General features: G+C 72.1%; 26 protein-coding genes, 1 tRNA gene and 4 pseudogenes. 16 read left to right on the top strand and 15 right to left on the bottom strand.

From position 1 onward, the window contains the following. The first annotated feature begins 60 nt into the window (after positions 1–60). Positions 61–873, top strand: coding sequence for an alpha/beta fold hydrolase (locus tag P2T37_RS00145; RefSeq protein ID WP_276234685.1), 813 nt, complete (start codon positions 61–63; stop codon positions 871–873). Here P2T37_RS00145 and P2T37_RS00150 read toward each other — a convergent pair. Together P2T37_RS00150 and P2T37_RS00155 are read right to left on the bottom strand one after the other, a co-directional pair. Beyond that, on the bottom strand, positions 866–2,893 hold the full coding sequence (locus P2T37_RS00150; protein WP_276234735.1) for a PAS domain S-box protein: 2,028 nt from the start codon (positions 2,891–2,893) through the stop codon (positions 866–868). The two genes, P2T37_RS00145 and P2T37_RS00150, sit on opposite strands and share 8 nt — an antisense overlap. Continuing rightward, entirely contained in the window at positions 2,782–3,828 is a 1,047-nt protein-coding gene (locus tag P2T37_RS00155; protein ID WP_276234736.1) for a GAF domain-containing protein, read from the bottom strand. Before P2T37_RS00155 ends, P2T37_RS00150 begins: the two co-directional genes overlap by 112 nt. A 115-nt stretch (positions 3,829–3,943) precedes the next feature. On the opposite strand from P2T37_RS00155, the pseudogene P2T37_RS00160 reads away from it, so the two are divergent. From P2T37_RS00160 to P2T37_RS00180, 5 genes and pseudogenes are all read left to right on the top strand, one after another. Then, positions 3,944–4,785: pseudogene (locus tag P2T37_RS00160) on the top strand (NOP5/NOP56 family protein). Next, positions 4,778–5,407: a fibrillarin-like rRNA/tRNA 2'-O-methyltransferase gene (locus tag P2T37_RS00165; protein WP_276234689.1), complete on the top strand. Its 630-nt coding sequence runs from the start codon at positions 4,778–4,780 to the stop codon at positions 5,405–5,407. The pseudogene P2T37_RS00160 and the gene P2T37_RS00165 overlap by 8 nt, the downstream one beginning before the upstream one ends. 47 nt (positions 5,408–5,454) lie before the next feature. Beyond that, on the top strand, positions 5,455–6,531 hold the full coding sequence (locus tag P2T37_RS00170) for a glutamate--cysteine ligase (RefSeq protein WP_276234737.1): 1,077 nt from the start codon (positions 5,455–5,457) through the stop codon (positions 6,529–6,531). 61 nt (positions 6,532–6,592) lie between these two features. Beyond that, positions 6,593–7,047 (top strand): annotated as a pseudogene (locus P2T37_RS00175) (helix-turn-helix domain-containing protein). 42 nt (positions 7,048–7,089) lie between these two features. Further along, positions 7,090–7,593 carry a phosphopantetheine adenylyltransferase gene (locus tag P2T37_RS00180; protein WP_276234738.1) on the top strand — a complete coding sequence of 168 codons (504 nt, stop codon included), beginning with the start codon at positions 7,090–7,092 and terminating at the stop codon, positions 7,591–7,593. Between the two features lie 10 nt (positions 7,594–7,603). Here P2T37_RS00180 and P2T37_RS00185 read toward each other — a convergent pair whose 3' ends face one another. Together P2T37_RS00185 and P2T37_RS00190 are read right to left on the bottom strand one after the other, a co-directional pair. Further along, the gene (locus P2T37_RS00185) at positions 7,604–7,912 is read right to left on the bottom strand and encodes a transcription initiation factor IIB family protein (protein ID WP_276234691.1); all 309 of its coding nucleotides are present in this window, start codon (positions 7,910–7,912) and stop codon (positions 7,604–7,606) included. 24 nt (positions 7,913–7,936) lie between these two features. Beyond that, positions 7,937–8,338, bottom strand: coding sequence for a hypothetical protein (locus P2T37_RS00190; protein ID WP_276234692.1), 402 nt, complete (start codon positions 8,336–8,338; stop codon positions 7,937–7,939). Between the two features lie 74 nt (positions 8,339–8,412). On the opposite strand from P2T37_RS00190, the gene P2T37_RS00195 reads away from it, so the two are divergent. The 3 genes from P2T37_RS00195 to P2T37_RS00205 all read left to right on the top strand — a co-directional run bounded on the left by P2T37_RS00195 (position 8,413) and on the right by P2T37_RS00205 (position 9,360). Then, positions 8,413–8,940 carry an MOSC domain-containing protein gene (locus tag P2T37_RS00195; RefSeq protein ID WP_276234739.1) on the top strand — a complete coding sequence of 176 codons (528 nt, stop codon included), beginning with the start codon at positions 8,413–8,415 and terminating at the stop codon, positions 8,938–8,940. Between the two features lie 22 nt (positions 8,941–8,962). Further along, entirely contained in the window at positions 8,963–9,229 is a 267-nt protein-coding gene (locus tag P2T37_RS00200) for a hypothetical protein (RefSeq protein ID WP_276234740.1), read from the top strand. A 46-nt stretch (positions 9,230–9,275) separates the two neighbouring features. Further along, positions 9,276–9,360: transfer RNA gene (locus P2T37_RS00205), tRNA-Leu, on the top strand. 71 nt (positions 9,361–9,431) lie between these two features. Here the strand turns inward: P2T37_RS00205 and P2T37_RS00210 are convergent. The 6 genes and pseudogenes from P2T37_RS00210 to P2T37_RS00235 all read right to left on the bottom strand — a co-directional run bounded on the left by P2T37_RS00210 (position 9,432) and on the right by P2T37_RS00235 (position 13,638). Further along, positions 9,432–9,881, bottom strand: coding sequence for an RNA-binding protein (locus P2T37_RS00210; protein ID WP_276234694.1), 450 nt, complete (start codon positions 9,879–9,881; stop codon positions 9,432–9,434). Positions 9,882–9,885: 4 nt separating this feature from the next. Beyond that, the gene (locus P2T37_RS00215) at positions 9,886–10,092 is read right to left on the bottom strand and encodes a DUF1918 domain-containing protein (RefSeq protein ID WP_276234695.1); all 207 of its coding nucleotides are present in this window, start codon (positions 10,090–10,092) and stop codon (positions 9,886–9,888) included. Positions 10,093–10,144: 52 nt separating this feature from the next. Beyond that, a complete protein-coding gene (locus tag P2T37_RS00220; RefSeq protein WP_276234741.1) occupies positions 10,145–11,011 on the bottom strand; it encodes a hypothetical protein in 867 nt (288 codons plus the stop codon). Positions 11,012–11,176: 165 nt separating this feature from the next. Next, a complete protein-coding gene (pyrI, locus tag P2T37_RS00225) occupies positions 11,177–11,650 on the bottom strand; it encodes an aspartate carbamoyltransferase regulatory subunit (RefSeq protein ID WP_276234696.1) in 474 nt (157 codons plus the stop codon). Further along, positions 11,647–12,547, bottom strand: a pseudogene (gene pyrB / locus P2T37_RS00230) (aspartate carbamoyltransferase). Before pyrB ends, pyrI begins: the two are co-directional and overlap by 4 nt. Positions 12,548–12,591: 44 nt before the next feature. Further along, entirely contained in the window at positions 12,592–13,638 is a 1,047-nt protein-coding gene (locus P2T37_RS00235; RefSeq protein WP_276234698.1) for a sensor histidine kinase, read from the bottom strand. Between the two features lie 94 nt (positions 13,639–13,732). Between P2T37_RS00235 and P2T37_RS00240 the strand changes: the two genes are divergently transcribed. Together P2T37_RS00240 and P2T37_RS00245 are read left to right on the top strand one after the other, a co-directional pair. Continuing rightward, complete coding sequence (locus P2T37_RS00240; protein WP_276234700.1) at positions 13,733–14,344, top strand: MinD/ParA family ATP-binding protein; 612 nt, start codon at positions 13,733–13,735, stop codon at positions 14,342–14,344. Between the two features lie 26 nt (positions 14,345–14,370). Continuing rightward, complete coding sequence (locus P2T37_RS00245) at positions 14,371–14,997, top strand: RAD55 family ATPase (protein ID WP_276234701.1); 627 nt, start codon at positions 14,371–14,373, stop codon at positions 14,995–14,997. Here the strand turns inward: P2T37_RS00245 and P2T37_RS00250 are convergent. The 3 genes from P2T37_RS00250 to P2T37_RS00260 form a co-directional block, all read right to left on the bottom strand. Further along, entirely contained in the window at positions 14,994–15,287 is a 294-nt protein-coding gene (locus P2T37_RS00250; RefSeq protein ID WP_276234702.1) for an HNH endonuclease, read from the bottom strand. The two genes, P2T37_RS00245 and P2T37_RS00250, sit on opposite strands and share 4 nt — an antisense overlap. A gap of 91 nt (positions 15,288–15,378) precedes the next feature. After that, positions 15,379–16,452, bottom strand: coding sequence for a sensor histidine kinase (locus tag P2T37_RS00255; protein ID WP_276234742.1), 1,074 nt, complete (start codon positions 16,450–16,452; stop codon positions 15,379–15,381). Positions 16,453–16,498: 46 nt separating this feature from the next. Continuing rightward, positions 16,499–17,482: an FKBP-type peptidyl-prolyl cis-trans isomerase gene (locus P2T37_RS00260; protein WP_276234743.1), complete on the bottom strand. Its 984-nt coding sequence runs from the start codon at positions 17,480–17,482 to the stop codon at positions 16,499–16,501. 91 nt (positions 17,483–17,573) lie between these two features. On the opposite strand from P2T37_RS00260, the gene cyaB reads away from it, so the two are divergent. From cyaB to P2T37_RS00280, 4 genes and pseudogenes are all read left to right on the top strand, one after another. Next, positions 17,574–18,149 (top strand): class IV adenylate cyclase, encoded by a 576-nt coding sequence (gene cyaB / locus P2T37_RS00265; RefSeq protein WP_276234704.1) that lies wholly within the window; start codon positions 17,574–17,576, stop codon positions 18,147–18,149. A gap of 59 nt (positions 18,150–18,208) precedes the next feature. Beyond that, positions 18,209–19,423, top strand: coding sequence for a methionine adenosyltransferase (locus P2T37_RS00270; protein WP_276234705.1), 1,215 nt, complete (start codon positions 18,209–18,211; stop codon positions 19,421–19,423). A gap of 36 nt (positions 19,424–19,459) precedes the next feature. After that, a pseudogene (locus tag P2T37_RS00275) lies at positions 19,460–19,913 on the top strand (DUF5804 family protein). Positions 19,914–19,956: 43 nt separating this feature from the next. After that, the gene (locus P2T37_RS00280; protein ID WP_276234744.1) at positions 19,957–20,766 is read left to right on the top strand and encodes a hypothetical protein; all 810 of its coding nucleotides are present in this window, start codon (positions 19,957–19,959) and stop codon (positions 20,764–20,766) included. Here P2T37_RS00280 and P2T37_RS00285 read toward each other — a convergent pair. Beyond that, positions 20,763–21,740: a PLP-dependent cysteine synthase family protein gene (locus P2T37_RS00285; protein WP_276234745.1), complete on the bottom strand. Its 978-nt coding sequence runs from the start codon at positions 21,738–21,740 to the stop codon at positions 20,763–20,765. The genes P2T37_RS00280 and P2T37_RS00285 overlap by 4 nt on opposite strands. A gap of 118 nt (positions 21,741–21,858) precedes the next feature. Here P2T37_RS00285 and P2T37_RS00290 point away from each other — a divergent pair, with 118 nt between their 5' ends. Continuing rightward, positions 21,859–22,227, top strand: a complete 369-nt coding sequence (locus P2T37_RS00290; protein WP_276234709.1) for a thioredoxin family protein — start codon at positions 21,859–21,861, stop codon at positions 22,225–22,227. Positions 22,228–22,234: 7 nt separating this feature from the next. Here the strand turns inward: P2T37_RS00290 and P2T37_RS00295 are convergent, their stop codons facing one another. Continuing rightward, positions 22,235–22,450: a DUF7861 family protein gene (locus P2T37_RS00295; RefSeq protein WP_276234710.1), complete on the bottom strand. Its 216-nt coding sequence runs from the start codon at positions 22,448–22,450 to the stop codon at positions 22,235–22,237. Positions 22,451–22,455 lie beyond the last annotated feature (5 nt).

The raw sequence follows: 22,455 nt of genomic DNA on the forward strand, positions 1-22,455 counted from the left end.
AGCGTTTCCGCCGCGGAACCCCTCGCGGCACCCTTTGCCCGCGACCGTCGTCGCGGGAACATGGTCCGAGCCCCGAGCACGAACCTCCGACGCGGCACGGCCGCGGACCACCCCTACGTCGGCTACGGCGACGGTCCGCCCCTGCTCGTGCTCCCGGGCGTGAACGACCCCCTGCTCCGGGCCGGCGAGCGGGCGTGGTTCGACCTCGTGCTGGCCGCGTACTGTCGCCGCCAGGCCCGAGCCTGTGCCGCGGCCGGCGCGCCCCGGACGGTGTACTACCTCTCGCGGCCGCCCGGGGTGCCCGACACGGTCGCGGGAATGGGCGACCGCTACCGCGCCGCGCTGGACGCGTTCGGGCCGTGTGACCTCGTCGGCGTCTCGATGGGCGGCTTCCTCGCGCTCGACCTCGCGCGCCGCGACGACCGCGTCCGCTCCGTGACGCTCGCGCTCTCGGCCGCGCGGCTCTCCCGCCACGGCCGCGAGTCGCTCCGGGCGTGGACCCGCTGGGCCGACGCCGGCGAGTGGCTCCGGGTGTATCGCGCCGGCGTCCGCGCGGTCGTCACCGGGGCGCGCCGCCGACTCGGCGCGCTCGCGGTCCGGGGCTTCGACGCCGTGCGGTCGCCGCCCGCCGACGACATCCGGCGGACGTTCCGCGCGGCGCTCGCCTTCGACGCACGGCCGTGGCTCGGGGAGGTGGGCGTTCCCGCGCTCGTCGTCGGGGGAACCGCCGACCCCTTCTTCACCGACGCGGCGTTCGCGGGCACGGCCGACGGTCTCGGCGCGCGACACGAGCGGCTGGACGGGTGGGGCCACGACGCGATGATAGAGGGCGGTCGGCTGGTGGACGGGGCGGTCGCGGGCTTTCTCAGGTAGCGCGGGCGACGGTCAACACGACCGTGGACCCGTCGTCCTCGAAGGCGATGGTCCCGCCGAGCGTCGTACAGACGTGGCGGACGAGCCACAGGCCGAGCCCGCGGCTGTGGTCGAGCTGGGTGATGTCCACCTCGCCCGTGACCACGGCGCGCTCGCGCTCGGGGACGCCCGGCCCGTCGTCGCTCACGCGGAGGGTCACCTCGTCGTCGGTCGCCGTCGCCGTGACGCGCACCGCGGGGGTCTCGCCGACGTGGATGACGGCGTTCTCGAGCACCTCGCGGACGGCGGTGGCGAACAGGTCGCGGTCCCGGACGGCGACGGAGGGAACCTCGACGTCGAAGGCGGCGTCGGGGTGGCTCTCGCGGACCTCGGCGACGGCGTCGGCGACCACGCCCCCGAGGTCGCCGGACGACCCCTCGCCGCCGCCGAGCGCGTGCTCGATGTCCCGGAGCTTGCCGGCTATCTCCGTGATGCGGTCGGCGGCGTCGAGCGCGTTGCGCGCGTACGCCGCGTCGTCGCCGTCCAGCCGCTCGGCGAGTATCTCCAGATACCCCTGCACGACGCCGTTCGTGTTGGCGATGTTGTGGCGGAAGACGCGGTTGAGCATCTCGATGAGCCGCTGGTCCTCCTTCCGGTCGGTGATGTCGGTGTAGATGCCGAAGACGAGCGGGCCGTCGTCGGTGACGCCGTACCGCACCGCGCGGAACAGGAACGTGCGGCGCCCGTTGGCCGTCTCGCGCTCCACCTCGACGGGGCCGACGAGGTGGTCCTCCGCGTCGGCGAGGTCCACGGTGTCCTCGTCGTTTGGGACGACCATGTCGTCGAGCGCGGTACCCGAGGCGGTGTCGCGGTCGATACCGAACGTCTCCGCGAAGGTGCCGTTCACGCGGCGGATGACCGGGCCGTCGTCCGTGACCACGGCGTCGACGACGGCGTCCGGCAGCCGGTCGAACAGCCCGGCGAAACGGCTCCGCTCGGCCTCCAGCTGCGAGCGGTCGCGGACGATGCCGACGCTCCCCTCGATGCCGGCGCTCTCGGGGAACCGTGACAGCTCTATCTCGACCGGAACCTCGTCGCCGTCGGCGGTCGTGAGCGTGGTCTCGTAGCTCCGGCTCTCCGTCGGCGGCTCGTCGTCGAGTTCGGCCAACAGCGCCGCGCCCCGGCGCGTGGCCCCCTCGCCGAGGAACGTCGAGACGTGCCGGCCGATGACGTCGGACTCGTCGTAGCCGAGTTCCGACAGGAGGCGGTCAGTGGTGAGGACGATGCGGCCCTCCTCGTCGAGGACGTACACGCGCTGTTCGACCGCCTCGTGGACGGCGCGGTACCGCTCCAGGCGCGTCTCGCGGGCCGCGCGGTCCATCGCGGCCGTCGCGTTCGCCGCGAGGACCGAGGCGAGCGCCCGCTCCCCCTCGTCGAGCCCCTCGGGGTCGTAGCTGCCGATGGAGAGGACGCCGTGCTCGCCCAGCGGCACCGCGTACGCCGACTCGATGGCGCCGTAGGCGTCGGGTATCTCGCCGTCCAACTCCTCGAAGGCGACCGGCTCGCCGCGCACGAACGCCGTCCCGGACAGGCCCTCCCCCGGCGGGTGGAGCGGCACGTCCCCCACCTCGCGGCGGGCCGACTCGCTGAACGTCGCCGGGACGAGGAGGTCGCGCTCCTCGTCGTACAGCCGGACGGTGTTGAAGCCGAGGTCCAGCACCTCCGCCGCGGCGTGCGCGACCACCTCGGCGATGCGCTCGCGGTCGCCCGCCGCCATCAGCTCCTCGGTGGTCGAGAGGAGGCCGTCGAGCGCCCGCTCGCGTGCCTTACGCTCCGTCGCGTCCGCGAGGAACACGGACAGCCCCTCCTCGGCGGGGTACGCCCGGACCTCGAACCACGCGTCCAGCGGCTCGAACCGATGCTCGAAGGTCACCGCCTCCCCGGTGTCGAGCGCCTCGCGGAGCCGTCCCTCGAAGCCCGTGTCCGCGAGCGCGGGGCGACGTCCCAGAGCCGCCGCCCCTCGAACCGCCCGTCGTCGCACCCGGCCGCGGCGACGACCTCGCGCCCGCCGTCGTTGAGGTACGTCAGCTCCCAGTCGGCGTCGAGGCCGACGAAGCCGTCGCCGATGCGGTCGAGCGTCCGCCGGACCTCGTTGCGGGCCGCCCGGACCTCCCGCTCGGCCGCCGCGCGGTCGAGTTCGTACCCCGTCCAGCTGACGAGCAGCTCGACGAACTCCCGTTCGGCCTCCGTGTAGCCGCCGGGGCGCGGCTCGGCGCTCGCGAAACAGAGCAGGCCGAACGGCTCGCCCTCCACCCGCACCGTCGCGCCGATGGACGAACACAGCCCCGCCGCATCGGGAGGGGCGTCGCCCGACACGACGACGCCGTCGCCGTCGAGCGCCGCCGCGAACCGCGAGTCGGGGTCGAGCGACTGCCCGACCAGCGGCGCGGCCTCCCCGACGGCGGCGTTGACACGGAGATCATCGCCGTCGTCCGCGAACTCCGCCGAGACGCCCACGTCGAGGCCGAGGTAGGTACACCCCACCCGCAACAGTTCGTCCAGTTTCGAGGCGAGGTCCGTGTCGAGCGTCGCTATCTCGTGGAGGTCGCGCAGCGCGCCCCGGTCGCGACCGTCGGAGACGGCCGACGGGGCGTCGAGCGCCGCCGCGACGCGTTCGGCGAGGGTCTCGCCCGTCGCGGCCAACGCGTCCTCGGCCGCGTACTCGACCCCGAGCCGCGAGGCCCGCGCCGCGTCGGCCGGGCCGGCCTCGCCGACGAGCAGCACGGGTACCGCCGGGACGCGCTCGCGCAGCGTCGCGACGGCCTCCGGCCACCCGTCCCGGGCCGGGAGGAGGACGCACTCGACGGCGGCGTCCACGTCGGCCGGGTCCCGCACGTGTGTCGCGTCGAGTCCACCGAGGTCGTACCCGTCCGCGGCGTCCGAGGACGGGTGTACGACTACGACGGGAGCGGTCATCGAACGGAGTTATGCCTGCCCGAACATAAGCGGACTGTCGTCCGTCGGTCTCGCCGGAAAGCCCCCCGCCCCGCGGGACCGCGACCCTTTAGCCGCGCCCGCGACACGACGGGGTATGAGCGACGCGTGGTTCGCCGGACTCGACCCCGACGACACGGAGAGCGCGGCCGCGCGGGTCCGCGAGGGACGCGCCGACGCGCCCGACGACTGGCCCGGGCGGGCCGTCGATGCGGGCTTCGCCGGCGACACGGACGACTACTACGACCGGCTGAAGGCGGCGACGACGGCCGCCGCCGAGGCCGCCGTGCGCGAGGCCGAGCGGGCGGGCGACCGACAGCTGATACACGCGGTCCGCGCGATGGACGACTGCGACCGCACCGCGAACGAACTCGCCGAGCGCGTCGGCGAGTGGGCCGGGAGCCTCTTCGAGGGGCCGGGACCGGCGTCGAGGGCGCGCGCGCCGTCGCGGAGCGGGACCCGGACGAGCCCACGGAGCGGCGGGTCGTCTCGCTGGCCGAGCGCGTCGTCGACCTCGACGACGAGGCCGCGGACCTGCGGGCGTACATCGAACGGACCGCCCCGGAGGTGGCCCCGAACCTCTCGGCGCTGGCCGGCCCCGTCCTCGCGGCGCGGCTCGTCGCGCTGGCGGGCGGGCTGGAGTCGCTGGCGAAGAAGCCGTCGGGGACGATACAGGTCCTCGGGGCCGAGGACGCGCTGTTCGCCCACCTCCGTGGCCGAGCGCCCTCGCCGAAGCACGGCGTCATCTTCACCCACGAGTACGTCCGCGGCACCCGGCCCGACGACCGCGGGAGCGCGGCCCGCGCGCTCGCCGGGAAGCTCGCCATCGCGGCCCGGGGCGACCACTACACGGGCGAGTACAACCCCGAGATAGAGCGCCAACTGGACGAGCGCATGGCGACCATCCGCGCCCGCGCCGAGGGTGAGGACGATGAGTGAGCTCCCCGCGGGCGTCGAGCGCCGGCGGTTCGACGGCGAGGAGCGGCTGGCGACCGAGGGCGAACCGGTGTACGGCGAGCCCACGGCGGACGGCTGGCGCGCGTGGGACGCCCGCCGGTCGAAGCTCGGCGCGATGCTGGAAACGGGGATGGACACCGGGCTCGCGGGCGGCGAGACGGTGTTGTATCTCGGCGCGGCGGCGGGCACCACCGTCTCGCACGTCGCGGACTTCGCCGGGGCGACGTACGCCGTCGAGTTCGCGGCCCGGCCGACGCGCGACCTGCTCGACGCCGCCGAGTCGCGCCCCCGGCTGTTCCCCCTGTTAAAGGACGCGCGCAAGCCCGAGACGTACGCGCACGTGGTCGAGCCGGCGGACGTGGTCGTCCAGGACGTGGCGACGCGCGGGCAGGCCCGCGTGGCGAACGCGAACGCCCGCTTCCTCGACACGGGCGGCCTCCTGCTCGCGGCCATCAAGGCCCGCTCGGAGGACGTCGTCGCGGACCCGAGCGAGGTGTTCGAGCGCGAGCTCGACACGCTCTCGGAGTCCTACGAGCTGGTCGAGACGGCGCGACTGGAGCCGTTCCACGAGGACCACCTCGGCGTCGTCGCCCGGAAGCGGTAACGCCGCGAACGGAACCGCTTTACCGGCGGCGGGCGGACGGCGTGACGATGGAACTCGGGTCGGCCGACGCCTTCGACACGTCCGGAACGCTCGGCATCGAGGAGGAGTTCTTCGTCGTCGACGAGCGCGGCCGCCCGACCGCCGGCACCGACGAACTCGTCTATGACTCCGAGCCCCCCGAACTCCTGGAGGGTCGGCTCGACCACGAGCTGTTCAAGTGCGTCGTGGAGACGCAGACGCCGACCTGTGAGTCGCTCGCCGAGGCGGGCGAACAGCTCTCGGCGGTCCGCGAGGCGCTCGCCGACCACGCCGCCGCACAGGGGTTCGAGATAGCCGCCGCGGGGCTGCATCCGCTGGCGACGTGGCGCGAACTCGACCACGCGGAGAAGCCGCGCTACCGCGCGCAGTTGGAGCGCATCCAGTACCCCCAACACCGGAACACGACGGCCGGCCTCCACGTCCACGTCGGCGTGGACGACGCGGACAAGGCGACGTGGATCGCGAACGAACTCCGGTGGCACCTCCCCGTGATGCTCGCGCTGTCGGCGAACTCCCCGTTCTGGAACGGCTACGACACCGGGCTGGCCTCCGCGCGGGCGACGGTGTTCGAGAACCTCCCGAACACCGGGATGCCGACGGCGTTCGACTCCTTCGAGGAGTACGCGGCCTTCGAGCGGACGATGGTGGAGACGGACGGCATCAACGACCGCGGGGAACTGTGGTACGACGTGCGGCCGCACTCCGGCCACGGCACCGTCGAGGTGCGCACGCCGGACGGGCAGTCGGACCCGGAGCGCGTGCTGGCGTTCGTCGAGTACACCGAGGCGCTGGTCGCGGACCTCGCCGCGCGCTACGAGGACGGCGAGTCGGGGAGCGACCACCGCCGGGAACTGCTCGACGAGAACAAGTGGCGCGCGATACGCCACGGCCACGACGCGGCGCTGCTGGACCGCGAGTTCGCGGAGAGCGTCCCGCTGGGCGAACTGGTCGAGCGGGAGGCCGACCGACTCGGCGTCTCCGGCATCGTGGACCTCTACGACGCAGAGTCGGGGGCGGAGCGCCAGCGCCGACTCCGGGCCGACGAGGGCGTCGACGCGCTCTGTGAGTCGCTGAAAATCCGGTAGTCCCGCCCGGTTGCGACGAGTTTTTTCTGACGCCGGCATTATGTCTACGCAGAGGCAACACATGTCTTCCGACGACTCCCCGTCCGGCGACGACGTCCGAGAACGGATAGAGCAGGAGGCGGAGGAACTCGACCAGCGGCTGGTGGACCTGCTGCGTGGGTGCTCGACACGGAGACGCGGGCGCGCATCTACATCGAACTCCGCCAGCACCCCGGCCGGACGAGCGAGGAGATAGCCGAGGGGACGGGGCTGTATCCGAGCACCGTCCGCGAGGCGCTCGCCGCGCTCCACGACGACGGGACGGTGACGCGCGAGAAGCGCAAGGCCGCGGGCGCGGGCAACAACCCCTACGAGTACGAGGCCATCGCGCCCGCCGACCTCGTGGGCGAGGTGGTCGAGGAGGTCCAGGAGGAACTGAACACCGTGTTCAACCTCGACGCGGTGCTCGGCGACGACGAGGACGACACCGATACCGGCCCCGTGACGGTCTCCGTCACGGAGGAGGACGACGCGTAGGCGAACGGAACCACTTTACCGGGCGCCGACCACGCGCAGGGTATGCAGGTCGTGCTCGGCGGCACCTTCGACCCGGTCCACGACGGCCACCGGGCGCTGTTCTCTCGCGCCTTCGAACTGGGCGACCTCACCGTCGGCCTGACCAGCGACGACCTCGCCCCCGAGACGAGAAACGAGGAGCGCTACGTCCGCCCGTTCGACGAGCGCAAGCGCGACCTCGAAGCCGTCCTCGCCGACCTCGCCGACGAGTACGACCGGGCGTTCGAGGTACGCGAACTGACGGAGCCGACGGGCATCGCGGACGAACCGGGCTTCGACGTGCTCGTCGTCTCCCCCGAGACGAAGGACGGCGGCGAGGTCGTCAACGAGGTCCGCGCCGAGCGGGGGCTCGACCCGCTCGACGTGGAGGTCGTCGACCACGTCCGCGCGGAGGACGGCGGCATCATCTCCTCGACGCGCGTCGTCAACGGCGAGATAGACGTCCACGGGAACGTGACGCCCGAGCGGGAGGGCCGCGAGGGCGAGCGAAGCGAGCCCTCGAACTGAGCGAACCGCGTCACCACGACGGGGGTTCGAGCCCCGCCTCCTCCATCAGCCCCTTCCAGCGCTGTTGGACGGAGAGCCGCGACACGCCGACGGCGTCGGCCACCTCGCCCTGTGACCGGCCCTCGCCGGTGGCGAGCGTGGCGACGTAGACGGCGGCGGCGAGCGCCGGGCGCTTCGAGCGCTCGCCCTCCGGCACTGTCGAGAGGAACAGGTCGGCGGCCCGCGAGCGCGTCCCGCTGGGGAGGTCGAGCCGCTCGGCGGCGCTGTCGAGCGCGGCCAGCCACTCCTCGTTCGCCACCTCGTCGGACGCGCGGTACACGGTCGGCGTTGTGCCCGGCGCGGCTTAACCGTTGCACCCCTCGAAGCCGAGGTCGACGGAGGTGACGCAGCCGACCTCGTAGGGACCGAACTCGAACGTGTACGTCCCCTCGCCGTCGAGTTCCCGGCGGACCTCCTCGGGCCCGTCACAGCCGACGATGCGACCGACCAGTGCGGGAGGGTCCGCAGCCTCGGACTCGACCACGGCGACGACGTACTCCTCGTCGGGTCCGTCGTCGGTCCCCGGCGTGGCCGCCCGGAAGTCGAGTTCGCTCACCGTCACCTCGTCGCAGACGGGCGGCTCCGTCGGCGTCGGCTCCTCGGTCGCGGTCGGGGACGGCGTCGGGGTGGGTGTCGGCATCTCGTAGGCACAGCCGGCGGCGAGGCTCGCCCCGGCCGCGGCGAGCAGGGCGCGTCGTGAGGGCATCGCCCGGGTGTGGGCGGCCGGCCCGTAAGTGTCTTCAGGAACACGGTTATGCCGGCCGTCCGCGTTCGCTCCCCATGGACGGCCGCGTGGAGGCGATATGGACGACTCCGGAGGAGAGCGCGCCGATGGAACCGGCCGAGAAGGTGCGCGCGCTCCCCGGCGGCCTCGACGGCGACCGCTACCGCCGCGGCACGGGCTACTACTCCCCGTTCGACGTGTGCGAGGTCACCTTCGTCGCGGCGGAGGCGCTCGATGCCATCGCGTCCGAGGCCGGCATCGACCTCTCGGGCGGCGAACACCGCCGGAACGTCGTCACGCGCGGCGTCGACCTCTCCGCGCTGTTGGAGACGCGCTTCTCCGTCGGAGGGGCCGTGTTCGAGGGCACCCGGCCGCGCCCGCCGTGCCGCCACGTCGAGCAGGTCGCCGGCCTCGACGGGCTGATGGACGCGCTCCGCGACCGCGGCGGCATCTGTGCGGACGTGGTCGAACCCGGCGAGTTCGCCGTCGGGGACGCCGTCGAGGTCGGGGAGGACCTGTCCTTCGACGGCGAGGGGCTGGCCGCGGCCATCGCGGAGCGGGCCGAGGGGCCACAAGACCCGTAACCGAACCCCCGGAACGCCGGGTATGCACGGTCCCTCCGCGCGCGACGCGCTCGACTTCGCGGCCGACGACGGGAGCTACCCCCTCTACGGCGTCGTGCTGGTCGGCTGGCTGTTCGGCTTCACCGGCGTCCCGGACGGCGTCCTCTACTCGCTCGCGAACCTGCTCCCCGGCTACGGCTTCCGCGCGCTCGCGGACCTGTTCGCGCTCCTGTTCGAGGTGGCCGGCGTCGCCCTGCTGGTCGCGGGCGCGACGGCGCTCGTCTACCGGGCGTCCGCGGCCGCTCCGTGACCGAGAGCGATAGACTCTTTCCGGGGAGCGCGGTACCACAGGGCGCGCGCGGGTAGCCAAGCCAGGCCAACGGCGCAGCGCTTAGGACGCTGTCGTGTAGACGTCCGCCGGTTCGAATCCGGTCCCGCGCATGAGCGAACGACGCGAGCGAGCACGCCTCGCTCCGGGTCGAATCCGGTTTCGGGAATCCGTGTAAAAGCGACTACGCCGCCCGCAGTTCTTCGAGCGTCTCGCGGACGTTCTCCACGGCGCTCTCCTTCTTCGCGGGGTAGGCTTCCACCTTCGCGCGAAGGGTGATGCCGTCGCCCCGTTTCACCTCGCCGCGGAACGCCGCCTGCTTGTCGAGCGTCAGGAAGAAGGTGCAGTCCTCGTCGACGCGCTGGTCGAGTTCCTCGATGACCGTCTCGATGTCGTCGAGGTCGGTCAGTTTCGAGAGGACGTGGCGCATCTCGTCGGCGCGTTCGAGCCGCGCCGAGAGGACGAGGATGCGGTCGCCGTGAAAGCCCTCCGTCTCGTCGCGGGCGAGCGGCGGCTCCTCCTCGTCCGTGTCGGGCAGGAACGTCGAGAGCGCGTCCGCGACGCGCTTCTCGTCCTCGGTGGCGTAGCAGAAGGCCCGCAGGTCGACGTAGTGGAACGGGACCCCGCTCGCCATCGGCTTACTCCTCGTCGTCCTCGGCGTCGGCCTCGTCGGCCTCGGTGAGCGCGTCCTCGGAGATGCCGGCCTCCTGACCGCCCTCGAAGGAGATGACGTACTGCTCGTCGCCGAACATCGTCTCCGAGACGGTCTCGACGGTGCCGACCTCGCCGTCGAAGTCGCTGTGCTCGTCGTGCAGGACGACCTTGTCGCCTTCCTCGAAGCTCATGCCAGCCCGTTCCCGTGAGCGAGCCAAAAGGTCGTCGTTTCCGGGCGCCCGCCTACCACTCGACGCCGTCGCGCGCCTCGGCGTCCATCCGGCGGAGCGCGGCGGTGGCGTTCGCGGAGTCGTAGCCGAACAGGACGCTCTCGCCGTACTCGGCGGCCACCTCCGTCGCGTGGACGAGCGCGTCCACGTCCACGTCGACGGCGTACAGTTCGACGGACAGGGGCGTCGAGAGCCGGTCGGCGAACCCCGACGCGATGGTTTCGAGCCAGTAGGTCGTCCCGTAGTGGGTGTCGTACAGCGGGACGACGAACTCGTCCACGAGCGGTTCGAGCGCGTCGAGGTCGAGCCCCGCCCGCTCGTAGAGGTGGTCGCCGTAGGGGTCCGGATAGAGGGTGAAGTACACCGTTCCCGGGATGCGTTCGACGGCCGCCTCGACGAACTCGGTGATGACGGACGCGCGCCACGCGTAGCGGTCCTCGACGCCCGTCTCCGCGGGCGGCGGTCCCTCGCCGCGCTCGTGGCGCGCCTCCACCCACGCCTCGAACCGCTCGTTACAGCGGTCGCAGTAGCAGTACTCGGCGCGGGGAAAACCCACGTCGTCGAGGCGCACGTCGCCGTTCACCGCGGCGCAGTCCTCGATGATCTCGAGGAGGCCGCGCTTGTACTCCTCGTGGGTCGGGCAGACGTACGCCCAGTCGAAGTAGGTGCGGTCGCGCGTCGCCTCCTGTCCCTCGGGGTTGACGGGAACGAGGTCGGCGTTCTCCGACGCGGCGGCGTTGTCGCCGAAACAGGAGACCATGCTCACCGCGTGTTCGAGCGGTTCGTTCGACCGCCCGGACACGTCCTTCACCTCGTAGAACGCGCGGTCGAACGCCGGCGACTCCGTGTCCTCGGCGTTGCGCGTGACGACCCCGTACATGTCGCCGGATAGCCGACGCTCGTGGGTAAGTCGTTCGGAAAAAGCGGGGGAGGGCTGTTTACCGACGCGCGAGGAACGCGGCGACGGCGACCAGTGCGACGACTGCGACGAGTGCTTTCTTCGACATCGTATGACACGACGACGCGCGGGATGAAAGCTCTTGTCCTACGCGGGGTCGATGAGCGCCGCGATGTCCTCGCGGACGATGGTGTCGCAGTAGCCACACCGGACCCCGTCGTCCAGCACGTCGAACGTCGAGTCCACCGGCTCGCCGGCCGTGGAGATGCAGTTCGCGTTGGGACACGAGAGGACGCCGACGACGCGCTCGGGCCGCGAGACCCGGAGCTTCTCGGAGACGGCGTAGTCGCGCACGATGTTGATGGTGGCGTGCGGGGCGATGAGCGAGAGGACGTCGACCTCGGCGCCGCTGAGTTCGCGGTCCTCGACCTTCACGACGTCCTTGCGGCCGAGCCGGTTCGAGGGGACGTTCATCCCGACGCTGACCTCCTCGCCGCCGGAGCCGTCGATGTCGAGGATGGCGAGGACGTTCAGCGCCTGCCCGCCGGGGATGTGGTCGATGACGGTGCCGTTCTCGATCTTCGAGACGCGGAGTTCGGTGTCTGTATCGGAGTCGGTCATAGCATGGAGTCGAGCAGCGCCATCCTGACGGGCACGCCGTTGTGCGCCTGCTCGAAGTAGTGGGCGTGGTCCGTTCGGTCCACGTCGGGGGCGATCTCGTCCACCCGCGGGAGCGGGTGCATGACGGTCAGGTCGTCGCGCGCGTCGGCGAGGAGCTCCGCGTCGATGCGGTACTCGCCCGCGACGGCGCGGTACTCGTTCTCGTCGGGGAACCGCTCGCGCTGGATGCGGGTGACGTACAGCACGTCGAGGTCGGCGAGCACCGCGTCGAGGTCGGTGTGTTCCTTCACCACCGCGCCCGACTCGTGGAGGTCGAACCGGACGTTCCGCGGCAGCCGGAGCGACTCGGGGCTGACGAAGTGCATCCGGGCGTCGAACGTCGTCAGCGCCTCGGCGAGCGAGTGGACCGTCCGGCCGTACTTCAGGTCGCCCATGATGCCGACGGTGAGGTCGTCCAGCCCCGACGCCTCCCGCATCGTGTAGAGGTCGAGCAGCGTCTGGCTCGGGTGCTGGCCCGCGCCGTCGCCCGCGTTGATGACGGGCACGTCCACGAAGTCGGCCGCGAGCTTCGCCGCCCTCGCTCGGGTGTCGGAGGACGATGGCGTCGGTGTAGCCCGCGATGACGCGCATCGTGTCGGCGAGCGACTCGCCCTTCTTCACCGACGAGGACTCGACGGGCCCCATATCGACGGAGTCCCCGCCGAGCCGCTTTATCGCCGTGTCGAAGCTCATCTTCGTCCGCGTGCTCGGCTCGAAGAAACACAGGCCCAACAGCGCGTCGGGGTGGGCGTCCGCGAACGCCGCCGGGTCGGCGTCGAAGTCGGCGGCGCGGTCCAACACCGCCTCGATGTCCGCCCGCGAGAGCTGCTTCGCGCCGATGAGGTGGTCGTGGCGCATCTACCTGACCGGCGTCGCGTCGCGCCTTCAATCCCCCGAAGCGTTCAGGCGTCCGCCCGCTCCAGCCGGAGGACGACGCTGTTGGCGCGGCCGTCGCCGTCGCGCTCCGCGAACCCGAGGTCGCCGCCCACCGACTCCGTCAGCCACTTCGAGAGCCAGAGGCCGAGCCCCTGCGAGTGCGACAGCTGCGTCACGGGCTCCTCGCGGCCGACGACCGCCTGCTCCATCTCCGGGACGCCCGGCCCGTCGTCGCCGACGGCCAGCGCGACCCGGCCCCCCTCGACGGTCGCGGAGACGGTGACGGTCGGCGCGTCGCCCGCGTGGACGGCGGCGTTCTCGACCAGTTCGCGGACGACCCGCTCCAGCCGCTCGTCGCCCGCGACCGACACGCCGTCGGGGACGGCCGTCTCGAACGTCGCGTCGGGGTGGCGCTCGCGCACCGTCGAGACGACGCCCGCGACGAGCGCGGAGAGGTCGCGCGCCTCGCCGTCGGACGGCTCGTCGAGCAGGCGCTGGAGCTCCCGCGCCTTGTCGTTGAGGTCGCCCAGCCGGTCGCCGACGGCCTCGATGCGCTCGCGCGTCTCGGCGTCCTCGACGGCGCCGGCGAGGCCGAGCAGGAGCTGTGCCTCGTTACGGAGGTTGTGGCGCAACAGGGTGTTGACCACGGAGAGCCGCTCGCGCTCGCGGGCGAGTTCGCCCGCGCGGATACGCAACACGTCGTGGACCCCGATGACGAGGTGGGCGAAGGAACTGACGGCGAGGACGCTCGCGACGAGGAACAGCGGGACGGCGGCGTCGATGGTGCTGCGCGACAGCAGGAGCACCGCGCCGAGCACGACCAGCCCGAGGAGGTTCCACGCCGCGACGCGGGCGACGTTGCGCGTCGAGATGTCGGCGCGGTACAGCACCGCGCTCGCGGCGACGACGACCAGCCCGAGGGCGGTGCCCAGGGAGGCCACCGCCGTCCCCGCGAGGGGCTGCCCCGCGGCGAGCGCGAGCGCGTTCGGAACGACGACGAGCAGACCGGTTGCCGCGAGGCTGCCGGCGGCGAGGAGCCGTCCGACCCCGGTCGAAACGCGGCGGAGATTCACAGGGGGACGACGACGGCCCGGGAAATAAACGGATACGGAGACGTGTCAACGCCCGCCACCCCGGGCTTAGGTACGAGGGCGCGCCACCCGACCCGTGTTGGCCATCACGGGCGGCAAGGGCGGCGTCGGGAAGACCACCACCGCACTCGGGCTCGCGGCCGCGGCGGCGCGGGCCGGCGACCGTCCGGTCGTCGTCGACGCGGACCGGGACTGTCCGAACCTCGCCGTCGCGGCCGGAACCGACGGAAAGGGGCTGGGACGGCTCGCCGCGGGCGACCCGCTCCGCGTCGCCGGGACGCGCGTCGCCGGTGTCACCGTCCTCGGCGCCCGTCCGGGCGAAGACGCCTTCCCCGAGGCCGCCGACCGCCTCGCCGCAGCCGACCGTCCCGTGGTGCTCGACTGTCCGGCCGGGGCGGGCGAGCCGACGGCGGCCCCGCTCGCCGCTGCCGACCGCTCGGTCGTCGTCGCGCGGCGGACCCGGCGCGCGCTCGCAGACGGCCGGAAGGCCGCGGCGATGGCCCGACGGCTCGGGGCTACCCCCGCGGGCGTCGTGCTGTCGCGCGCCGAGCGCGTCGGCCGCGCCGAGCGCGTGTTCGAGACCACGGTACTCGAGCGGGTGCCGCGGACGGACGGCCCCGCGCCCTGGCGCCGCCACCGACCGGTGTACGACCGGCTCTACCGGTCGTTACGCCGACAGAATCCTTAACATCGGGTAGCGACATAGTGAACGCAATGGCGGAACGGCTCCGGACGGGGATAGACGTCCTCGACCGCAAACTCGACGGGGGGATTCCGGCGGGGAGCATCGTCTCCCTGCAGGCGGCCCCCGCGAGCCAGGCGGAGCTGTTCCTCTACGAACTCACGGCGACGCGTGGCACGCTGTACCTGAGCCTCGACCGCTCGGAGGACGCGGTGGCGGCGAGCGTCCGCGGCTCCACCACCCGGACCGGCGAGCCCACGGTGCGCCACGTCAACGGCGACGCCCCGCTTGACAACGCCACGAAGCTCGTCTCCGCGCTCCCCGACGCCTCGAACCTCATCATCGACCCCGTGGACGTGCTGGAACAACAGGAGGCGCCGCGCTACCGGAACTTCCTCAACGAGCTCCAGAACCACATCTACAACACGGGGTCGCTCGCCGTCCTCCACGGCCTGAACGGCCGCGAGGTCGCGCCGCTGCGCGACACGACGCTCCACATGTCCGACGTGGTCTTCGACCTCGAAACCGAGGTGAACGGCGACCGCATCGAGAACCGCCTCACCGTGCCGAAGTTCCGCGGCGGCGTCGCCGTCCCCGAGGTCATCAAGCTCGAACTGGGCGAGGGCGTCGCCATCGACACCTCCCGCGACATCGCCTAACGCTCCCGGCGGACCCGGTCGCTCGTCCGGACCTCGATGCTCGTTTTATCGGTGCCGCGTATCCAGTCGAGGTAGTCCGCCATCCGGTCGGCCGCGCGCAGCCGCTCCGCGGTGTGGTACTCCTCGATGAGCTCCTCGTTCGTGAACAGCGCGTGGAGCTGGTCGTGACACGGCGAGCACACCGTGACGACCGGCGACTCCTTTCGGTGTTCGGGGACGAGGTGGTGGCGCTCCATGGGGAGCGCGTCCCCGTAGCGACCACACAGCGCGCACGGGTCGGGGTCGGCCACGACGGTGCTCGGGCCGCGACGGACTAAAGCTCGGCTCCGTCGCCGTCCGCGACCGGAACGGTGAACCGGAGCGTCGTCCCGCCGTCGGTGCTCACGAGCGAGAGGTCGCCCCCGGCCAGCTCCGCGCTCCACCGCGCCAGCCACAGCCCGAGCCCGCAGCTGTGGAGCAGTTGCGTCTCCTCCGTCGCGTCGAGCACCGCGGCTTCCCGGGCGGGATTCCCGGCCCGTCGTCCGCGACGGTCACCGTCACGGAGCCGTCCGCGACGGCGACGGTCACCGTCACGGTCGCCTCGCCGGGGTGGTGGACGACCGCGTTCTCGACCACCTGTTCCAGCCCGAGTTCGAGGACGCGCGGGACCGGCGCGGAGCCCTCGATATCGACCCGGATGTCGGCCCCGGGCGCGAGCCCCTCCCGGCGTGCGGCCACCTCCCGGGCGAGTGCCGCGGCGTCCCGCGGCGGCAGGGCGTCCGCCGTCCCGAGGAGCCGCTCGAACGAGCGCGCCGTGTCACAGACGGCGACGAGGTCCGCGGTCGCCCGCTCGACGGCCCGCGCCGAGTCCGCGCGGTCGCCGTCCGCCTCCTCGACGAGCCGCTGGGTGTGCCCCTCGATGACGTTCACGTGGTTGCGCACGTCGTGGCGCAACACCCTGTTGAGGACGCTCAGCCGCTGTCGGGCACGCTCCGCGTCGCGTCGGGCGTCCGTGGTCGCGGCCGTCGCCCGGTTCCGCCGCACGTCGTAGACGCTCACGAGCAGGCCGATGACGGCGCCGCCCATCGTCCACACGGCGAGCAGATAGACGGGGTGGGCGAGCGGCGTCCCGTTGAACGCCGCGTGGAGGACGGTCAGGGCACCGGCCGCACCGACGGAAACCCCGCCGAGGAGCGCCCAGCCGAACTGGCGGCGGGTCTCCCCGACCGTCCACCGCTCGTGACGCCACAGCCACGCGGTCCCGACGACGCCGACCGACAGGCTGGCCGCGGGGACCAGCCCCGCGACCCGGTCGAAGGACGTCAACGAGAGCGTGACGAGGAGCCATCCCTCGGCGGCGACGAGGCCGACGCCGAGCGCGGCCGTCGCGCAGCCCCAGGGAACCCACCCGCGGCGCCGCTCGCTGTCGGACGCCTCGGCCCGCGCCGCGGCGACGCCTGCGGGAGGAGTGGTCACTGGCCGTTGGTGGCGGGGCGCGTCGCAAAAACGTGGCGGCGGCGTGTTACTCCTCGATCTCGTCGACGATCTCGTCCGCGTCGATGTCCGCGTCCTCCAGCGCCTCCTCGATGTCCGCGCCGCCGGCGCCGCCGGCGCCGCCGGCGCCGCCCATGCCCATGCCGCCGCCCATCATGCCGGGCATGCCCATGCCGCCCGAGCCGTCGATGACCTCCTGGATGACGATGCGGTCGATGCCCGTGAGGTCCATGACCTGCTGGCCCATCTGCTGCTTCTGGAACATCCACTGCTGGTTCATCGAGAGCTGCGGGGTCGCCTCGATGTAGAGGGAGGTCTTCTCGACCGTCTCGGTGACGGTCTCGGGCTCGCCGCCCTCCTCGTCCGGCTCCTCGACGCTCGTCTCCTCGACCTCGTCCTCCTGGATGTACATCTCCAGGTCGAGGTCGAGGAACATGTCGAACAGCCCCTGTGCGCGTTCGAGCTGGTCGGTGACCTCCTCGAGTATCTCGTAGTCGTACTCGATGTCCTCGCCGGCCAGCGGGTGGTTGAAGTCGACGCGGGCGCGGCCGCCGACGATGGTCTCCAGGTAGCCCTGCTCGCCGTCGATCTGGACCTGCGCGCCGGGGCGCATCGAGTCGTCGGGGATCTTGTTCGCCGAGACGGTGCGGACCTCGCTCTCGTCGTACTCGCCGAACGCCTCGGCGGCCTCGATGACGACGGAGCCGGAGTCGCCGACCTCGCCGCCGATGATGGCCTCCTCGACGGCCTCGAACAGGTGGCCCTCGCCGAGCACGATGGTGCGCGGCTCGAAGGTGCCCTGGTCGGCGACGCCCTCCTCCTCCGCGACCTCCTCGTCCGTCGTGTCGACCAGCTGGTCGGTCTCGACGGTGCGGGCGGTGTAGGCGATGCGGATGAAGTCGCCGGCCTGCAGGCCGGTCGCCTCCTCCGTCTCCTCGACCTCGTCGGTCGCCTCGGTCTCCTGTTCTGCCGTCTCCTCGGCCTCCGCGGCCTCCTCGGCTTCGTCACTCATACCGTTACGGACTGCCGTCCTACCCTTAACAATCACGTTTCGTCGGCCGTCGGACGCGGCCTTTTTGCCCGGCGCACGCCGAGGCTCGCGGGTGTACGAGGTCGAACTCAAGCTGCCGGCGGACCACGACGCCGTGCGCGAGCGGCTGGCCGCGCTCGGCGCCCGGGAGGTCCGGACGGCGACGCAGCGCGACACCTACTACGACGCCCCCCACCGCGACTTCGCGGCGACGGACGAGGCGTTCCGGCTCCGCGAGGAGACCGACGACGGCGGCACCGTCTCGAAGCTGACCTACAAGGGGCCGCTCGTGGACGCGGAGTCGAAGACCCGCGAGGAACACGAGACGGCGGTCGCGGACGGTGACGCGGCCCGCGCCATCGCCGAGGGACTGGGCTTCGAGCCCGCCGCCGTCGTCGAGAAGGAGCGCGTCTTCTACGAGACGGACGGGTTCGTCGTCACGCTCGACACCGTCACGGGGCTCGGAACGTTCGTGGAGGCGGAGACGGAGGTCGGAACCGAGGCCGAGGTGCCCGCGGCCCGCGACCGCGCCCGCGAACTGCTCGCCGACCTCGGCCTCGACCCCGAGGAGAACGTCCGCACGTCGTATCTCGGCCTGCTGTTCGAGGCCGGCGCCGCGACCGCCGCCGAGACGGATGCTTCGGAGTAATCTTTTCGTGCCGAGGTGTTTCCGTAAGTTATAGAACCGCCGCTTCGGTACGTCGTGCAATGACTGAGCGCAATATTCGCGTCGAGCCCGCCGTCGGGCGTGCGGTGGAGGAGGAGGAGGTCGAGATCGTCGAGCGCAAGGGTATCGGTCACCCCGACTCCATCTGCGACGGCGTCGCGGAGCACGTCTCGCGGGCGCTCGCCCGGGCGTACCTCGACCGCGTCGGCCGCGTCCTCCACTTCAACACGGACGAGACACAGCTGGTCGCCGGCACGGCCGCCCCCGCCTTCGGCGGCGGCGAGGTCGTCGACCCCATCTACCTGCTCGTGGTCGGCCGCGCGACGAAGGAGTTCGTGACCGAGGAGGGCGACGTGGTTCGCATCCCCACCGAGTCCATCGCGCTGGAGGCCGCCCGCGACTACCTCCGCGAGCACTTCCCCGAACTCGACCTCGAAACCGACGTCGTCGTGGACGTGAAGCTCGGCGAGGGCTCCGGCGACCTCCAGACGGTGTTCGGCGAGGAGGGCGCGGAGGTGCCGATGGCGAACGACACCTCTTTCGGCGTCGGCCACGCGCCGCTCACGGAGACGGAACGCATCGTCCGCGAGGTGGAGCGACGGCTGGTCGAGTCGTACCCCGAGCCCCACCTCGGACAGGACGTGAAGGTGATGGGGAAGCGCGAGGGCGACGAGATAGACGTGACCGTCGCGGCCGCGATGGTGGACGCCCACCTCGACGACATCGACGCGTACGCGGCCGCCGTCGAGTCCGTCCGCGAGTACGTCGCCGGGGTCGCGGCCGAGTACACCGACCGCGACGTGAGCGTGCAGGTGAACACGGCCGACGACATCGAGCACGGCTCCGTCTACCTCACCACGACGGGCACCTCCGCCGAGCAGGGGGACGACGGCTCCGTGGGCCGCGGCAACCGCGCCAACGGCCTCATCACCCCGAACCGCTCCATGTCGATGGAGGCCACGTCGGGGAAGAACCCCGTCAACCACATCGGGAAGATATACAACCTCCTCTCGACCGAGATAGCCGAGGCGGTCGTCGCCGAGGTCGAGGGCATCGAGGAGATACGCGTCCGCCTGCTGTCGCAGATCGGCCAGCCCATCGACGCCCCGCACGTCGCGGACGCCGCGCTCGTCACCGAAGAGGGCGTCGCCGTCGGCGATATCGAGGCGGAGGTCGCGGCCGTCATCGACCGCGAACTGGCGGACGTGACGGCCATCACCCAGCGCGTCATCGACGGCGAGCTCTCGACGTTTTAGCGAAACGGATTTTTCCCCTCCCCACTCGGTCGGCGCATGACGCGGGTCTGTCTCGTCGGGAGCGACGACGTGAACCTCCGGTACGAGCTCGTCTCCCGGGAGACGGCCCGCGACGCGCTCGCCACCTACGACCTCGCGGAGCCGTACGCGAACACGGTCGCGCTCGAAACCATCAGCCTCGGCTCCGCGGTCTCGCTGTTGAACGACCTGAACTGGTACCTCGTCCGCTTCGCCGACGCCGCGCTCGTCCTCGAACCCTCCGTCAGCGACGAGGAGTGGCTCGCGGGAACTCGCCGCCGCGGTCCGCGACGACGAGGTGTCGGCCGAGGCGTCCGCGCGCTACCTGAAGGTGTACGGCGTGACGGCCGAGAACGAACTGGTCGAGCCGATGTTCGTGACCCGGACCGGCCACGAGCTCCCCGACTACGACCTCCGCGAGGTCGAGGACACCCTCCGCGTGCGCGTCACGGAGTCGGAGTTCGGGGCGTGATCGGACACAAGGGCTTAGACGGGGACGGCCGACGCCTCCGAGCGTGCCCTCCCTCACGAACCTGCTCTCGGACGCCGCCGACCGCCTCGACGGGGTCTGGTGGCTCGCCGCGGTTCCCGCCCTGCTCGCGTTCACGAACGTCGGCGCCTTCGCGCGGACCGGCCGCGTCGACACCCACGTCGGCGTCTCGTTCCCCCCGCCGCTCCCCGTGACCGACGCGTGGAGCTTTCTCAGCCTCCCGACCGACGGGGTCCGACTGGGCGTCGCGGGCGCGCCGGCCACGGCGGCCGCCTTCACCCTCGGCGGCGCGCTGCTCTCCGGGGTTCTCAGTGCCGGGTATCTCGGGACCGTCGACCGCCGCTGGGACCGCCGAACCGGCGAGTTCCTCGCCGACGTGCGCGCCCACGCCGTGCCGCTGGCCGGCTTCCACCTGCTCGTCGCCGTCGGCGCGTTCGCGGCGTTCGCGCTCGTGGAGGCAGTGCCGGCCCTGCTCCTGTTCGTCGTCCCCCTCCTCCTGCTCGGCGCGTACCTGCTGTACCCCGCGCCGTACCTCGTCGTGACCGGGGACCGGGGACTCGTTCCCGCGCTCCGGCGCGCGTACGCGCTGACCGTGCCGGGCGGCGCGCCGCTGTCGTACTTCGCCCGGTACGTCCTCGCGGGGGCGGTCGTCTCCGTGCCCGCGACGCTGGTGTTCGTCAACCTCGGCGCGCTGGGGGCGACGCTCGGCGTCGTCGCGCTCGCGCCGGTCGCGCTGCTGTTCGACGCGGCCACGATGGGCTTCCTGAAGGAGGAGGCGGAGCCGGACGGCGGGGCGCCAACGACGTACGAACCCGCGATACGCCCGGTCGACTAGTCGAACATCCCGGTCGACATGTAGCGCTCGCCCGAGTCCCAGAACACCGTGACGACGAGCGGACAGTCCTCGGGGAGGTCCGTCTCGGGCGCGGTCGGCTCGCCGTGCAGGAGGTCCGTCGTCGCGTCCGGGCCGGGGCAGTCGGCCTCGTCCGCGAGCCGCTCGGCCACGCGCTTCGCCGCGAGGTTCGACGCGCCCGACGACTGGCCCACCAGAATCCCCTCCTCGCGGGCGAGGCGGCGACACTCGGCCTCCGCCGCCTCGATGCCGACCGTCTCCACCGAGTCGACGAGGTCGATGTCGAGGTTCGGGGAGACGAAACCCGGCCCCATCCCCTGAAAGGAGTCGTTCTCCGGCTCCTTCCCGGAGAGGACGGCGCTGTCCTCGGGCTCGACGGCGACGATTTCCACCTCGGGGAACGCCTCCCGCAGGCGGCGACCGATGCCTGAGAGCGTTCCCCCGGTTCCGACCCCGGCGACGAGCGCGTCCACCTCGCGGTCGCCCACCTGGTGGAGAATCTCCCTCCCGGTCGTCTCGTAGTGGGCGCGGGGGTTCGCCTCGTTCTCGAACTGCCGCAGTTGGACGGCGCCCGCCTCTTGCTCTATCTCGTCGGCGCGGTCCTTCGCGTCGGAGATGTCCCCCTCCACGAGTTCGAGGGTCGCACCGTACGCGCGCATCACGCGCTGGCGCTCGGGGGACTTCGAGGCCGGCATCACGATGGTGGCGTCGTACCCCTTCGCGGCGGCGACCATCGCGATGCCGATGCCGGTGTTGCCCGAGGTGGGTTCCACGATGGTGTCGCCCGGGTCGAGCGCGCCGTCGCGCTCCGCGGCCTCGACCATCGCGAGGGCGGGCCGGTCCTTCGCGCTCCCGCCGGGGTTCTTCGACTCCAATTTCGCGGCGACGACGCTGCCGGGCGGCGAGGCCACCTGCACGAGCGGCGAGCCGACGGTCCCCAGCACGCTTCGGTCCATTACCCGACCGTTGCCGCCGACGGGTAAGGGGTCTGCGGACACCGGCATGGTCTGCCGTCCGCTTTCGGTCGCCTGCCGCGGGCGCGGACGTTAAGCGACCGCGGGAGATAGAGAGGCCATGCAACTGGAGACGATGCGGCCGAACCCAGCGTGGGACGAGGCCTCCTACGAGGACGCCGTCGCGGCGTTCGCCGCGGTCGCCGACGAGATAACGGTGCGCGTGTGGGGCGGGGACTGGTGTAAGGACTGCCGGGCGCAACTGCCCGACTTCGGCGCGGCACTCGACGCCGCGGGCGTCCCCGAGGACCGCGTCCACCACTACCCGGTGGAGAAGAACGACGACGGCTCGAAGTCGGGCGAACTCGTCGACGAGTACGGCGTCGAACTGATTCCGACGGTCGTCGTGGAGCGCGACGGCGAGGAAGTGGCGCGGTTCGTCGAGGACGAACCCGTCCCCATCGTCGTCTACCTCGCCGACCGGCTCTGACGCCGCGCTACTTGTACCAGCAGTCTGCCCCGACCACGTCCCCTTCGACCCGCCCCGCGAACAGGTCGTAGAGCGCGCCGTCGAGCGTGACCTCCACCTCGCCGTCGGCGTCCGCGACCGTCACGACGGTCGTTCCCGCCCGCTCCGTCACGTTCCGGACGGTCGCCGCCGTCCACACCTCGGCGTCCGTGGCCGGGGGCTTCGCGCGGAGGCGGTCGTGCATTCGGA

Origin of the sequence: Halosegnis marinus (assembly GCF_029338355.1) — an archaeon.
GTDB classification, from domain to species: Archaea; Halobacteriota; Halobacteria; order Halobacteriales; family Haloarculaceae; genus Halosegnis; species Halosegnis marinus.

Excerpts from the sequence above, each read along its gene's own strand:
- P2T37_RS00145 (WP_276234685.1), top strand. The coding sequence starts at position 61 with ATGGTCCGAGCCCCGAGCACGAACCTCCGACGCGGCACGGCCGCGGAC.
- P2T37_RS00155 (WP_276234736.1), bottom strand. The coding sequence starts at position 3,828 with ATGACCGCTCCCGTCGTAGTCGTACACCCGTCCTCGGACGCCGCGGAC.
- P2T37_RS00165 (WP_276234689.1), top strand. The coding sequence starts at position 4,778 with ATGAGTGAGCTCCCCGCGGGCGTCGAGCGCCGGCGGTTCGACGGCGAG.
- P2T37_RS00170 (WP_276234737.1), top strand. The coding sequence starts at position 5,455 with ATGGAACTCGGGTCGGCCGACGCCTTCGACACGTCCGGAACGCTCGGC.
- P2T37_RS00180 (WP_276234738.1), top strand. The coding sequence starts at position 7,090 with ATGCAGGTCGTGCTCGGCGGCACCTTCGACCCGGTCCACGACGGCCAC.
- P2T37_RS00190 (WP_276234692.1), bottom strand. The coding sequence starts at position 8,338 with ATGCCCTCACGACGCGCCCTGCTCGCCGCGGCCGGGGCGAGCCTCGCC.
- P2T37_RS00195 (WP_276234739.1), top strand. The coding sequence starts at position 8,413 with ATGGACGGCCGCGTGGAGGCGATATGGACGACTCCGGAGGAGAGCGCG.
- P2T37_RS00200 (WP_276234740.1), top strand. The coding sequence starts at position 8,963 with ATGCACGGTCCCTCCGCGCGCGACGCGCTCGACTTCGCGGCCGACGAC.
- P2T37_RS00210 (WP_276234694.1), bottom strand. The coding sequence starts at position 9,881 with ATGGCGAGCGGGGTCCCGTTCCACTACGTCGACCTGCGGGCCTTCTGC.
- P2T37_RS00215 (WP_276234695.1), bottom strand. The coding sequence starts at position 10,092 with ATGAGCTTCGAGGAAGGCGACAAGGTCGTCCTGCACGACGAGCACAGC.
- P2T37_RS00220 (WP_276234741.1), bottom strand. The coding sequence starts at position 11,011 with ATGTACGGGGTCGTCACGCGCAACGCCGAGGACACGGAGTCGCCGGCG.
- pyrI (WP_276234696.1), bottom strand. The coding sequence starts at position 11,650 with ATGACCGACTCCGATACAGACACCGAACTCCGCGTCTCGAAGATCGAG.
- P2T37_RS00245 (WP_276234701.1), top strand. The coding sequence starts at position 14,371 with ATGGCGGAACGGCTCCGGACGGGGATAGACGTCCTCGACCGCAAACTC.
- P2T37_RS00260 (WP_276234743.1), bottom strand. The coding sequence starts at position 17,482 with ATGAGTGACGAAGCCGAGGAGGCCGCGGAGGCCGAGGAGACGGCAGAA.
- P2T37_RS00270 (WP_276234705.1), top strand. The coding sequence starts at position 18,209 with ATGACTGAGCGCAATATTCGCGTCGAGCCCGCCGTCGGGCGTGCGGTG.
- P2T37_RS00285 (WP_276234745.1), bottom strand. The coding sequence starts at position 21,740 with ATGGACCGAAGCGTGCTGGGGACCGTCGGCTCGCCGCTCGTGCAGGTG.
- P2T37_RS00290 (WP_276234709.1), top strand. The coding sequence starts at position 21,859 with ATGCAACTGGAGACGATGCGGCCGAACCCAGCGTGGGACGAGGCCTCC.
- P2T37_RS00295 (WP_276234710.1), bottom strand. The coding sequence starts at position 22,450 with ATGCACGACCGCCTCCGCGCGAAGCCCCCGGCCACGGACGCCGAGGTG.